Annotated in this window: 11 protein-coding genes; 2 read left to right on the forward strand and 9 right to left on the reverse strand. The window is 38.9% G+C overall.

Annotated elements, in window-relative coordinates:
- Positions 1-109 precede the first annotated feature (109 nt).
- Positions 110-349, reverse strand: a complete 240-nt coding sequence (locus AC504W_RS15710) for a Calvin cycle protein CP12 (protein ID WP_015115885.1) — start codon at positions 347-349, stop codon at positions 110-112.
- A 375-nt stretch (positions 350-724) separates the two neighbouring features.
- Between AC504W_RS15710 and AC504W_RS15715 the strand changes: the two genes are divergently transcribed.
- Positions 725-1,933, forward strand: a complete 1,209-nt coding sequence (locus AC504W_RS15715; RefSeq protein ID WP_494873229.1) for an FIST signal transduction protein — start codon at positions 725-727, stop codon at positions 1,931-1,933.
- 58 nt (positions 1,934-1,991) lie between these two features.
- Here the strand turns inward: AC504W_RS15715 and AC504W_RS15720 are convergent, their stop codons facing one another.
- A complete protein-coding gene (locus AC504W_RS15720; protein WP_494873230.1) occupies positions 1,992-3,107 on the reverse strand; it encodes a metallophosphoesterase family protein in 1,116 nt (371 codons plus the stop codon).
- Between the two features lie 417 nt (positions 3,108-3,524).
- On the opposite strand from AC504W_RS15720, the gene trmB reads away from it, so the two are divergent.
- Positions 3,525-4,163, forward strand: coding sequence for a tRNA (guanosine(46)-N7)-methyltransferase TrmB (gene trmB, locus AC504W_RS15725; protein WP_494873231.1), 639 nt, complete (start codon positions 3,525-3,527; stop codon positions 4,161-4,163).
- 2 nt (positions 4,164-4,165) lie between these two features.
- Here the strand turns inward: trmB and AC504W_RS15730 are convergent, their stop codons facing one another.
- The 7 genes from AC504W_RS15730 to AC504W_RS15760 all read right to left on the reverse strand — a co-directional run bounded on the left by AC504W_RS15730 (position 4,166) and on the right by AC504W_RS15760 (position 13,862).
- Entirely contained in the window at positions 4,166-5,671 is a 1,506-nt protein-coding gene (locus AC504W_RS15730) for a beta-barrel domain-containing protein (RefSeq protein ID WP_494873232.1), read from the reverse strand.
- Positions 5,672-5,748: 77 nt separating this feature from the next.
- Positions 5,749-8,466: a peptidase domain-containing ABC transporter gene (locus AC504W_RS15735; RefSeq protein ID WP_494873233.1), complete on the reverse strand. Its 2,718-nt coding sequence runs from the start codon at positions 8,464-8,466 to the stop codon at positions 5,749-5,751.
- A complete protein-coding gene (locus AC504W_RS15740; protein WP_494873234.1) occupies positions 8,456-9,085 on the reverse strand; it encodes a helix-turn-helix domain-containing protein in 630 nt (209 codons plus the stop codon). Before AC504W_RS15740 ends, AC504W_RS15735 begins: the two co-directional genes overlap by 11 nt.
- Positions 9,086-9,586: 501 nt before the next feature.
- Complete coding sequence (locus AC504W_RS15745; protein ID WP_494873235.1) at positions 9,587-10,357, reverse strand: peptidylprolyl isomerase; 771 nt, start codon at positions 10,355-10,357, stop codon at positions 9,587-9,589.
- A 142-nt stretch (positions 10,358-10,499) separates the two neighbouring features.
- A complete protein-coding gene (locus AC504W_RS15750) occupies positions 10,500-11,828 on the reverse strand; it encodes a tetratricopeptide repeat protein (protein WP_494873236.1) in 1,329 nt (442 codons plus the stop codon).
- A 203-nt stretch (positions 11,829-12,031) separates the two neighbouring features.
- Entirely contained in the window at positions 12,032-12,196 is a 165-nt protein-coding gene (locus AC504W_RS15755; RefSeq protein ID WP_494873237.1) for a hypothetical protein, read from the reverse strand.
- A gap of 505 nt (positions 12,197-12,701) precedes the next feature.
- Positions 12,702-13,862 carry a hybrid sensor histidine kinase/response regulator gene (locus tag AC504W_RS15760; protein WP_494873238.1) on the reverse strand — a complete coding sequence of 387 codons (1,161 nt, stop codon included), beginning with the start codon at positions 13,860-13,862 and terminating at the stop codon, positions 12,702-12,704.
- Between the last annotated feature and the right edge of the window lie 89 nt (positions 13,863-13,951).

Raw genomic sequence — 13,951 nt, forward strand, 5'->3', positions numbered from 1 at the left:
ATTGAGGGTCAGTTACAAAACCTACCCTAAACAGATAAAGTACAAGGTCGCAGTAAACAGATGTTGGTTGCTTGCCTGTTGGATGAATAGAAGTTTACCCACTCAATGTCTATTCATCGTAAACTCTGCACTCAGCTGCATCTGGATTGTCATCGCAGTACTGTTCTAGAGAATTTTTAGGCTTACTTTGGCGCTGGTGAGAAGCTTCAGCTTGTAGTTCTTCCACTGCATCCCAAGCCGCAGCACACTCAGCAGAATTGCTACCTGAAATATCACAAACTGCACGAGCTTGTTCTACTTCTTCTTGAATTTGTTCTTGAATGTCAACTTTTGCTTTGGTTTCGCTCATAGCTGTCGTTTTGTTGTGTGTTGTTAATACTAGTATAGAAAAATTCAAAAATTGCTATTTTCTGTACTACCACTCATCATTCTACCTAATAAGTTGATCTACTTAGTGGATGTGGCAGGCGAATGATTGATAACCACGGCAAATGGGGATATTCAGACTGTATCTTTGTCTATCTTTTAAGATTTTCTAGAGTCCGTACTGCGAAAGTGCATCTATCAACTATATTTATTGCATGTAATGGGAATTGATGAATATCTGTCTGTGAAGGCAGCTATGTAGGAGGTGAAGCAGTGCGGTGAGGCAGTCTGTGAGACAGCTTTGCCTCTTCAAAACCTTGGGCTAAAAGCACTACGAAAAAGGAAGAGATGAAATTTCATGGCAGATCAAATGCAGTGGGCTAATGCCCTATCCACCCGTCCTTCTCTAGAAGCCGCTGTTACGGAGGTGGTGCAAAAAACTACGTCTTTGTTAACAGCACAGGCGGATTTAGGGCTGGTATTTATTTCATCTGCTTTTGCTAGTGAATATTCCCGGCTTTTACCTTTGCTGGCAGAAAAACTTTCCGTACCCGTCATGATTGGTTGTAGCGGTGGTGGTGTAATTGGTACTACAACTGATGGACAAACCCAAGAAATAGAAGCAGAAGCGGCTTTGAGCTTGACATTGGCACATTTGCCTGGAGTAAATCTCCAAGTTTCTCATATTTTGGCGGAAGAGTTACCCGATTTAGATAGTTCGCCAGATGCTTGGGTGAATTTAATTGGTGTACAACCATCTGCCACACCGCAGTTTATTTTGCTGTCTAGTTCTTTTTCTTCAGGAATCAACGAACTTTTGCAAGGTTTAGATTTTGCTTATCCTGGTTCTGTGATTGTGGGAGGACAAGCCAGTGGTGGTATGGGTGGACGACAGGCTCTATTTTGTAATGATCGCCTCTATCGTGAAGGAACTGTCGCCTTGGCTTTGACTGGCAATATTGTACTAGAAACGATTGTGGCTCAGGGCTGTCGCCCCATTGGTCAGCCGATGCAAGTTACCAAGGCTGAACGCAATATTATTTTAGAACTAGATGAGCAAGTGCCATTGGTGGTGCTGCGAGATTTAATTAATAGTTTGAGCGATCAAGAACGAACTTTAGCCCAGCATTCTTTATTTGTGGGCGTAGCGATGGATGAGTTTAAGCTGTCTTTGCAACAAGGCGACTTTTTAATTCGCAGTATTTTAGGGGTAGATCCCGCCGGAGGTGCGATCGCAATTGGCGATCGCGTTCGCCCTGGTCAACGTCTACAATTTCATTTACGTGATGCTGAAGCTTCCGCAGAAGATTTGGAATTTCTGCTAGAGAAATATCACAATCAAGAAGCTTCTTCATCCTCTGCGATCGCCGCTTTAATGTTTTCTTGCATCGGTCGAGGTGAAGGACTTTATGGTAAACCTAATTTTGATTCCTCACTATTTAGGCGCTACTTCCAAAATATACCGATTGGTGGTTTTTTCTGTGGTGGCGAAATCGGCCCTGTAGGCGGTAATACTTTTTTACATGGTTACACTTCTGTGTTTGGCATTTGTCGTCAGCATGAGTGATAAGTGCTGAGTAAGAAATTCTTCCCCTACACCCTTACACCCTTGCTCTCTCACACCCTTAATCCCCCATCTTTTCCAACAGTAGGGTGCTGTTGTTATCAATGAGGTGAGGAGTACCACAACGGGCGATCGCACTGTAGGCTTGAATGTAATGACGCACTTTTTGAGGAAATTGCGGGTAGTCAAACAGAGCATCTCCATCAGCGATATTTGCCCAAAAGTAACGCAAACTAGGGGCAATTTCTTGAGCCTGTTCTGGTGGTAAGTTTAAAGGTGGATGAGTGAGAAATTTCATTAAAAAAGGCAAAGAGCGATCGCCCATCCATTGTTTTGATAAATGTTGCAAGTCAGGAAAATCAGGGACAGACTCTACACGATGAGATAAAACTTGCAACCATTCTCTACCGTAGTTATCTTGGCGAAACTCAAAAACTCGATAAGGATGAGGATAACTGACTAAAGAACCAGTAGTGATATCGTAAACACCATCAGAGCAGGCAATATCTTGAACGTGTAAATGACCTGTAAATACTAACTTGACTTGATACTGACGGAGCAATTCTAGCAGTTGCGGCGCATTTTGCAGCATATAGCGATTGCCCATTGGATGGCGCGACTGCTGCGGTATATGCTCAACTACATTGTGATGCACCATCACCAAGACTAATTCTTCAGTCGCTGTTGCTAGAACATTTTCTAACCAAATTAGTTGTTGATTATCCAAACGACCTAATTGCTGACCTTCTTCATTAAAAAAGTTGGAATTAAGACCAATCAACCGCACTCCAGGTAACACTTGATGAGTGTAGTAAATTTGCTCAGGATTGTCATAACCAAACTTGCCGTAATAATGAGGGAAATCAGCAAAACCAATGGATTGCTGATCTGCCATTACAACAGGAACGTCATGATTACCCGGAACAACATACACCGGAAATGGCAACTCAGATAAGCGTTTTTGTAACCAAAGATGGTTCTCTGGTTCACCGTGCTGAGTTAAGTCCCCTGGAAGCAACAGAAAATCTAAATCAAGTTGTGTTATATGTTCGATGACACTTTCAAAAGCCGGAATACTAACTTCCACCAAATGAAACCGACTGGGATGATCCCAGATTGTATGGGGAAGCGCAATGTGTAAGTCGCTGACTACAGCAAAGCGAAAATTGAGAGCCATTGATTTGCAGACAATTTTATAAATACGGGTAAAAAAAAGCCTTTTCCACAAAGTATAACCTTTGCTTTGGCAACTCTGCCGGAAAATCATGACTTAACATTTGTATATGAAACTTAGATCCCAGACTTCTTAAAGAAGCCAGGGATCTGAATTATTCACGCATAATTGAAAAATTTTATATTTTTGTTAGCTATTAGAAAAATATGAGCTATTTTTACGGTTAAGATAGCTCATATTTTTGACTGAATATTTGAGTTTTTTTCACCGTTTTTTGCTCAACAGAGAATGTTTAATATTTTTAAAATTGAATAGTTTATTAATTATTTAGCTGTCAAATTAAATTTATTATATAATAGTATACCTAATTTTTTATCGGCAAATCTCTGTTTACTGTCGTTACTACAAGGAGTTTTCACTTTGCCAGCTGTGAGAGTCCGCCAACACGTTAACCCACTTGCCCAAAAATATCGTACACCAGTCAATCCCCTTGAGTGGGAAAAAATTTATGCACAACCAAACCAACCACTGCATTTAGATATTGGCTGTGCGAGAGGGAGGTTTGTGTTGCAAATGGCGCAGGTAGAACCTAACTGGAATTTTCTAGGTTTGGAAATTCGGGAACCATTGGTAGTGGAGGCGAATCAGTTGCGTTCTGACTTGGGTTTAACTAACCTGTATTATTTGTATGGCAATGCGAATAACTCCTTACAATCTCTTTTATCAGGCTTAACTCCAGGCATGTTACAACGGGTGACGATTCAATTTCCCGATCCCTGGTTTAAAACTCGTCATGCTAAACGCCGTGTAGTGCAACCAAAATTAGTGGCAGAATTAGCCCAATATTTAGCAGTGGGTGGAGTGGTATTTCTGCAATCAGATATGAAATTTGTCGCTGTGGAAATGTGCGATCGCTTTGCCGAAAACTCAGCCTTTACACGAGTTGGTGCAGACGAATGGTTAACAGAAAATCCATTAGCCGTACCCACAGAACGAGAAATATTTACCCAAAATAAAGGCGAACCAATTTATCGCGCTTTGTTTGTGAAACAAGGGTAATATTACAACTTAACTCCTCCTTGCTGTAACTGCTTGAATGGATCAAGTAGAAAATCAATGATTCGCCGTTGGCGGATAATGACTTCGGCTATGGCTGTATCACCTGGGCGCAAGGGTATACATTTATTAGCAGAGGGCAAACAGTTTTGTTTGAGCGCAATATCTAAGTTATAAGCCGCAACTTTGCCATTAGGGGTGTCTATTTCTGTAGTATTCGGAGAAATCTTCATTAACTCTCCTGAGATCACTCCATAATCTTGAAATGGATAGGCATCAAATTTTAGCTTGACTGGTAATCCTGTATGTAAAGAACCGCTTTCAGTGGTAGACATTGTGGCGCGAATAATAAAAGGTGAATTTGCAGGTGCTATCTCCGCCACCATTGTTCCAGATTGGACAACAGCTCCTGGTTTTTGTATTGGTAGTTGAAATATAATCCCGTTAGTAGTAGCTTTGATTTCTCGCTGTTGCAATTGAAATTTGAGCGATTCGATTTGACTTTTAGTTTGAGCGATATCTGATTGCAAAGATGTAATCTCAGTTTCGAGATTTTTTTGTTGTTCAGCAATTCTTAAAATGGCTAATTTGCCAGAACGAGTTAAAGTTTGATAACTTGTTTCTTGTTCTTTGAGACGTAACTGGGCTTGTTGAATATCTGCATTAGCTTGGCGAATATTCCGTTCATAACTGCTTTGTTGTTCTGCTAAACGTAACTTTGCTTGTTGAATATCTGCTTTTGTTTGTTCATAGAATTTTATTCTTTCTTGTAGAGCATCTTCTTTTTCCACAACATTAACTTCAGCCGCAATTCCATCTTTGAAAGCCTTTTGATAACGCTCTAGTTCTCGTTGGGCGATCGCCAAGCTAACTTCAGCTAATTTTTTCGCTTTTTCGTGTTGTATAATAGTTTGTTTAGCTTGGTTTAATTGTGCTATTCCTTCTTCTTGATGTAAATTAAAATTATTGGTAATTAATTGCAGATTTTGGCGGAATTGTTCAATTTGTGATTGTTTCTCTAACTGTTGCGATTGATTTTGTTGCGCTTGCGTTGCCGAAGAAACAAATAGTTGATTTTTCGCTGAATTTAACTGCGTCAATCGATTTAATTGCCCTTCTAATTTATCCTGGGCTTGTTGCAATTCAGATTTGACTAATTCCGAGTCTAAGATTAATAAAGTTTGTCCGGCTTTGACTGAATCTCCTTCTTTTACTTGAATTTCAGCTACCGTCCCCGCCACAGCCGCATCGAGCTTAATGGTTTTATCTTGAGTTTCAATTCGGCCTCTAGCTGTACCTGTTTCATCAATCTGAGAAAAAATTGTCCAAGGTAAAATAATTGAGACAAACACTACTAAAAAATATAGTATTCCTCGCGTCCACACTTCGGGTAAGTTATCTAGTGTTTCTCGCGTAACATCAGACCAATCATCAGTTTTTGCTGGCGTAGACTTGTCTATAATTGCTTGATCAGATGTATTTGGTCGTTTACCATTAAATGTATCTGTCATATTTTTTCAAAACAGGAGGTAGGTGCTAAAAATGAAGAGGAGAGACAATCAAGAGCATCACAAATGACTATTAACCATTAATTATTAAGCTGGAACTGCTGTTGATTGAGATAGAAATAATGTCCTTTTTTATTCATTAATTCTTCATGGGTTCCACTTTCAATTAGCAGCCCTCTATCTAGAACTAAAATCAAGTCTGCATTCCGCACAGTCGAAAGTCGGTGGGCTATAACTAATGTTGTTCTTCCGTGAAGAATTTTGGTGAGATTTTGTTGAATAATTCTTTCAGATTCGGTATCTAAATGAGAAGTAGCTTCATCTAAAATCAATAACTGCGGATTACCCAACAAAGCCCTAGCGATCGCAATTCGCTGTCGTTGTCCCCCAGACAACAAACCACCACCTTCACCTATTTGAGTTTCATATCCCAAAGGTAACTTTTTAATAAACTCATCAGCACCAGCTAATTTAGCTGCTTCTATCAATTCTGCTAAAGTTGCTCCAGGATACCCTAAGCTAATATTTTCTCGAATTGTGCCACCAAATAAAAAGGTATCTTGGTCAACTACTCCCACACAAGAACGGAGAGAACGTAAGGAAATACTGGTAATATCATGACCATCAATCCAGATTTTGCCATCAGTAGGGGGATATAAGCCTAAAACTAACTTAGAAATGGTTGTTTTACCTGAACCACTACGCCCCACTAAAGCTACCATTTGCCCTGGCTTGATTGCAAAACTAAGATTTTCTAAAATATTCACATCACTGTCTGGGTGATAGCGAAAAGTCACATTTTCAAAGCGAATACTGCCTTGAATTTGCGGCAAGTTTTGCCTTAGCTGATATTGTAAATCTTCTTCTGGTTCTGCATCTAAAACATCATTAATCCTTTCTACAGCAATTACTACTTCTTGTAATTGATTCCACAAAACTGTCAATCTTTGAAAGGGTGTAATAATATTGACTAATAGCAAATTAAATGCTACTAATTGACCAATTGTTAACTGATTCTGGATGACTAAATGCGCCCCAAACCATAACAAGGCAGTAGTTACCAAGGCTTGAATTGTGTTACTAATTATTTGCAGACGGTTACTAATAACTTGGCTGGAGAAGTTGGTTTTTACTTCTTGATTTAATAACTCTTCCCAATGCCAGCGTACATTTTGTTCGACGGCTGTAGCTTTTACTGTTCGTACACCAGTTAGGGCTTCAATTAAGTAACTGCTCTCTTTGGCAACAGCATTAAATATTTCTCGTGAAATCCTTTGGAGAAAAGGTGTAGCTATCAATGCTAATAAGGCAAAAGGTGGGACTATAACTAATACTAGTAGTGCCATTTGCCAGCTGTACCACAGCATTAATCCTACATAAATAAAGACGGTGAATAAATCTAACAGGATAGATAAGGCTTCACCAGATAGAAATCTTTGAATTTTGCGATTTTCTTGGATGCGAGAGATGATATCTCCCACATAACGTGACTCGAAAAAACTCAACGGTAGCCGGAATGTGTGGCGAATAAAACCCACAATTAAAACTAAGTCGATTTTGTTAGCTGTGTGGTCTAACAGATATTGGCGTAACCCTATCATGGCGACGCGAAACAAGTTAAACATCAACAATCCTAAACCCACGGCTGTTAATGTGAGTTCCGATCGCTGTACAACCACACGGTCTAAAATTAACTGGGTAAATAAAGGGGTAATCAGTCCAAATATCTGGATAAAGACTGAAGCAATCAACACCTCCAGTATTACCAACGAGTGGGGTTGCATTAATCTCAAGAATTGCCAAAAAGGTGTAGAGGTTTCTTTGGCATCTTTGAGGGCGGCTGTTGGTTGCAACAGCAAAGCATAGCCAGTCCAGTTACTTTTAAATTCGCTGTGGCTGAGGGTTTTTTGACCAATGGCGGGGTCGCCAATAATCACATCTTTCGGTGTGATTTCATAAACAACTATATAATGTTTGCCTTCCCAATGAGCGATCGCTGGTAGTTTTTGCTTGGCTAACTGGTTGAAACTAGCTTTGACAGGTCTAGTATTAAAGCCGAGACTTTCCGCCGCCATCACTAAACCGCGCAAAGATGCACCGTTGCGGTCTACATTAGCAATATCTCGCAAGCGATTCACACTAAAGCGTTTACCCCAATAGCGAGACACCATCACTAAACAAGCTGCACCACAGTCAGAAGCACTTTGTTGAGCAAAAAATGGATAGCGCCGAGTGACTTTTTGCCATAAATGGCCGACTCGCTGGGTAGGGTTGGGGAAGTAAGCTTTGCTAATCTTTTTGTTGTCTGCAAGTTCGACAGGTGGCGCAACAATGTCTATTTGATGATGTGATGTTGTGAGGGGAAAATCATCTGAGTCTGTCTGTTGTGGCGAACGGGATAAGGCTTTAGTCCAAAGATGACCCCGAATTTCGGGATATTTGGCCATTAATGGTTGCAATATATCACCGGGAATAAAGCACAGTTGTAAATTAACGGAAGCCCTAGCTGAATATGGTTTGAAGTTAGCTTCTGGAAATAAGGTAAATTCCGCAAAGGAAGTTCCTGTTTCTAACGTGGCAATTAATTCATCGGCTTCATCTAGTAACCTGACTTTGCCTGATACCACAATATAAATGCCCGGTTCAACATTTATGCCTTGCCAAAATTTACCAACTTTGGGATTAAGGGATTTTGCTTGTTGCAGACAGAACTGAAATTCTTCGAGCGAGAGGGAACAGCCCAAACTTGCGTTGAGTTGTTCTAGAGTAACCAACTGAACAGATAGATTATGCGCCATAAGGATCTACATTTCTGCCTAATTTTGTAAATTTCATCGACAAGAAATCGCTATCATCTGTTAATCTTGCCGATCGCAAATCTTTAATCAAAATTTTGGACTCATTCGTTGGCTGAGTATTGCTTACTTCAGCATTTTGAGATTTTGGTAATGTAGACAACCCCATTTGTTTCAGGAGTCGTTTAATATGGCGATCGCTAATTTCCACACCTAATTCTTTTGCTAAATGTTTTTGTAGCCAATTGGCTGTCCATCGCCGAAAAGAATAGCCATAGTCACGGGGGCTATTACTGACAAGTTCTTTCAATCGCTCTAAATATTGCTCATTCACCGCTTTTGGGCGACCAATTGGGAAATCTTGCCATTGATGCGCCATTCCCATTCGCGCAATGTGTATCCAATGGCGTGCTGTAGCAGCACAACAGCCCAAAATCTGACAAATTTCTGTTTGTGACTTTCCTTCATCCGCCAACAACATAATTTCAATTCGCTGACGATAGGAATCAGATAAATCTTTTTGCAAATTTTCTTGCAGCAGTTTGCGCTGAAACTTTGTTAAATACTTACCTGTAGGTGCTTGCGCCCTTGGGATGTCATGTTGTGCTTGTTGGTACGACATAACGGTAAAAATGCACTATAAATTGATATGTCTGTTGTTATTTACCCAATACAGATTAGACATCAGGTAAATGACAATCAGCGGTACAGGTTAAATTGCACCGGGCTATAAATACATATACAAAAAATTAATTTCCGTAAAAACAAATAAATATTTTTTTCGTTTCAATTCTCATTGAATGATGAAGTCTAGGTGATATCTGTTGTCTAGGCGATGAGGCGATCGCTTATTAGATAAAAAGTTTTCGGGACATAAACTAAAACATTTATGTCCCGAAAATCTGTGAAATTAATTCCTAAGTTTTACAGCTTAAATATTTAGTTTGCAAAGCTAAGTTTTGTCCCTTAATTATTTACAAATTTATATCTCTATGGTATCTAGCAGAAGATTTTCATCAAAATATATATGCTTTATAACATATATATACTATTTATAATCAATTAAAGCAGTTTGGACAAAAATTAATATTTTTGATTATATAGTGACTAATAATAAGTAATTTTAAACTGAGTATAAAGAGTTAATTTTTTGATTTGAGTCAAACTGAAGCTGATGTGTAGCTTGTTGAGTTTGCTGTTTCAGCCATTCCGCAAATAAATATGCCACAATTTGTTGGCGCAGTTGAGCATCTAACTCCGGCTGAATAATTTCCTCCACCAAAATCAAGTGAATTCCTCTTGATGTAAAAATTGGTTTGAGAAGTTGGGGTGGCTGAACAGTAAAAATAGCCGCAGATAGTTCTGGTAATAAATCTCTGCGGCGCACTAACCCACGATATCCGCAAGCGCGACGTAATTCTATATTTTCGATGTATTGGTGAGCAACTTCATAAAAGCTAATTTCACCTTCTTTAATAGCGTAAAAAAGTTCTAATGCTAAATCTTCATCTTCTAAAATAACTTCATACATAATTACACCAGCATAGTCTAGCTGGTGGGCAAAAAAGTATTCTTCAACTTTATTTTCAAAGAGATGTGCTGCTAACTTGCCAAAAATCAGACTGCTATGTGTAATTTGTTCAAAATCATCAAGGGATAAATGGTTTTTTTCCAGCCATTGCCATGTTTGTGCCGCACTATCAAGATTATTAGCTAACCGAATTTTATCTGCTGCTTGTTGCAACTCCTCTGTTTCTACCCTAATCCCATTTTCCACAGCAGCAGCTTTTACAATATGATCAGCGGTAATTTGTTCAATGATTTCTGGCAGTTTACAAGATAGTTTCAGTTGATGCAGAATATCCTGGTTGGTAATTACGATAGGGTCTGTCATTTTCATTAATTTATTGATGATGTGGAACACAAAAAATGAGATATAGTAATCCTATTTGATTGATAAACTACTTATCTAGATATGAAAGAATAAGTAGATTTATTGACAAATCATTTAGGATTGCTATACCTTAATTGTTATATTAAACTAATACTTTATCTGCTGATCGCTTTAATGCAGATAGAGATTCACTTTGGAATTTAGGTGCAGCTTTAGGCTGTAATTTTTGTTGCTGTTCTTCGAGTTCAGCTAAACGCAAATTACTCCAATTTACAAGTCCGGGATTTCCCAAGCGAGGAGCTATATTCGATAGGTGTTTGACAACTGAGATAGCCTCTGGCTCGATTTGCAGAGAAGCCAGATAACAGTCACTAGCTAATTCTAATTCACCAATTTTTTCGTGACATTGACCAGCCATAAACCAAGCCACTGGAGTACCTGGAGGGCCTAACCTTGTAGCTGAACGATAAACTTTGGCAGCTTCTTCCAGTTTACCTTGCTTGCTCAACACCTCTGCCAACTCTAAGTGATATCTAGGCTCTAAAGGCTCTAGTTGGACTATTAGGCGTACTCGTTCTTCTGCAAGATCGAGATCTTTGAGCCAGATAGACTCTTTAGAACGGCTTTCCATACACAGGCTAAGATTTTCCCGCGCTACAATTTGTTGCAATTCATTTTCAGGATTTAAACTTCTGGCGTGAGATTCGCATAAATCCATTTCTTCAACTACCTTCTGTTTATCTCTGCGTAAAAATGGCACAAAAGAAACAGAACGATAGTACATACTCATCAACAAATTAAATTCAAAATCGTTGAGTGAAGGTTTTAATTCTTGAATGTCCTTGGTAACTACTTCACGCCAAAATTCAGATGCGGCTAAATCTCCAAATGTTTTGGCATACTCAACTACCATTTGTAAACCAGCATTGATTTTTACCTTACTTCCTGATGGCGCATGAGTGGCGATCGCTTCAATTTCTTGTATGTAATCAAAGGTGCGATCGTCAAAGTGAGTAATCAAGCTCGAAAGCGCTCTACACCATGCGAGAGTAGCCAGTTCTACATCACTGGCAATTTCTGCACTAGATATCTCTGGGATATACTCTTTCACTACCCGATGAAAGCACAAGCTTCTCAACAAATTCATCACGCGTAGTTTAGTGAGATTTGGCAATTCTTGATAATTTGCTAAATACTCACAAAATTTTTCCCAACGCTCGGTACGTAATTCTTTTGCTAGTTGTAGTGGATGATCAATATGGTATTGAAACATCCCAGTTTCTTTTACCAGAGATTCTCTAAAAAAAGGAGAAATATTTACTTGTACAGTATAGGGAAGTGTTTTGTTATTTATTAAACTATTATAACTAAATTCAATCCCATAATGATGTGGTTTGCCACCATTTAAAGGGCCAAGATCAAAATATTGTCTATTTAACCAAGCTATTGGTGAACTATTAAGAGTTGGCATAAAATTATCTCCTGATTTTTATCCCTAAGCAGTTAATACAGTCCTAAGTAAATAAAGCGATGATGAGAATTGGCTAGATATGAGATAAATCACAGTGACGTTAGTTTATATAATTAACTATGTCACTGTGGAAATTCCTTTTAAAATAGTTCTGAAAGCAGCAATAAATATTGTGTATTTCAGAACTATTTTAAAAAACTATCTTAAGCTAAGAAAGAAGACCATTTAGCAACTGCAAAAGCAACTCCACCACGTACAGTTGTGAAAGCTGTAAATTCGGGTGAATCTTTGGCAGATTTAGCCTTTAAGTCAATGATTTCATCAGCAGTTTTTTCAGAGTTGAGTTGAGTGATTTTAATTTCAGCCATGATAATAAACCTCTAGATTCAAGTTGTTTTTGGGAAGCAAACTGTGATTTGTCTCTTCCTATTAACATCATGCTTTCTTTGATTTTTGAATGCAAGAGAATAGCAAGTATGAATCGGGACAAAAATAGCGCACTTTCTGTGGGTTTAAATCGAAATGATGAGGTATTTTTTAAATTGGATGTGTCTTGTAGCATTCTCAATTATTGTAAGTTGAGCAATGTCCACACCGTAAAAATAGGGGTTCAATAAAATCTGCACATCGCCCATCTGACTTGAATTGCAATAAAGTATCTGACACCAGATGTCGCAGAATAGAATTAATTATGTCTCTTTTTTCTCATCAATATTTAACTAGAATTTTCTGCTGAAAGCAGAAAATTAGGTTGGTAGAGCAGTAGCGCAACCCAACCAAGTCTTGATAATGTTGGTTTACCAAAGCCAAGCTCTGCCTAACAAGTATTCAACAAGTCAGTGAGTGATGCGATTGCAAACAGCCTTTCAGAGTTTAAAGCTTGATTAAAGGTAACGTAACGATAAATGTAGTACCAACGCCAACTTCGCTATTCACCATAATCTCGCCACCATGTGCATCCACACACTTTTTGACAATTGCTAAGCCTAAGCCAGTACCAGGAATTCTGCCGACATTTTCTGCACGTTGAAAAGGCTGAAACATCCGCTTTTGGTCTTGTTTAGGAATGCCAATACCCCAATCTTGAAAGCGAAACATCACGGAATTTTCTTGGCCAATTAATTCAAATTGAATTTTGCCATTAGGTAATGAATATTTAATCGCATTGCCTAGTAAATTACCTAAAATGTGGCGCAGTAATGTTTCATCCAAGACGGCTTCACCAACTCCTCCATAACTTGCAAAAACTAGAGTTAAATTTTTATCTTTAAGAGATAATTGTGCTTCTTCTACTAGTTGACGGCAAAATATTTCTAAATCTAATAGCTCAAGGTCACATTGAAATTTGCCGGAATCAGCCCTACCAATTAACGACACTTCATCTAACATTTGTGCCATATTCTTGATGGCTGTACGAATCATCTGTAAATGATTCCGCTTTTTCTCTTGAGTTAATTTATCTTCGTTATTTTGAAGTAATCCAGCGGCTAAGAGAATGGTATTTAGCGGTTGACGAATATCATGAGAAAGCATCGAAACAAATTCTGATCGGAACTGGTTGATTTCGTTAGCTTTCACTAGTTCGGCGGTGCGCTCATCAACCCGCACTTGTAATGTCTGATTAACTTGACGTAATGTTTCTAATAGCTGTTTACGCTCGATCGCATAACATATAGAGCGAACCAAGCCATTAGCATTGACTTGACGCTTGACTAAATAATCTTGCGCTCCTTCCCTAACTGCTTCCACTGCTAGTTCTTCGTCGTTAGTATTGGTGAGTACGACAATTGGCAAGCTCGGCGCACAATTAATCAGCACTGGCAGAGATGATAATCCTTGACTGTCGGGTAGGGTGAGGTCTAATAAAATGATGTCGTAATTGTTGGTTCTGAGTTGATTGAGTCCTTCTTGCAATCGCTTGACATGAACTAGCACAAATTCTTTCGCATCGGCTTGCTGCAAAAACTCTTGCAATAACCTAGCTTCTGCCAGATTGTCTTCAATTAACAAGATTTTTACTAAGCTTCCAGCCATAGTTTTCTGGTTTCGATCCTGGGAAGTGAAAAGGCAAAAGGCAAAAGGCAAAAGGCAAAAGGCAAAAGGCAAAAGGCAAAAGGCAAAAG

It is taken from the genome of Nostoc sp. C96, from assembly GCF_059384975.1.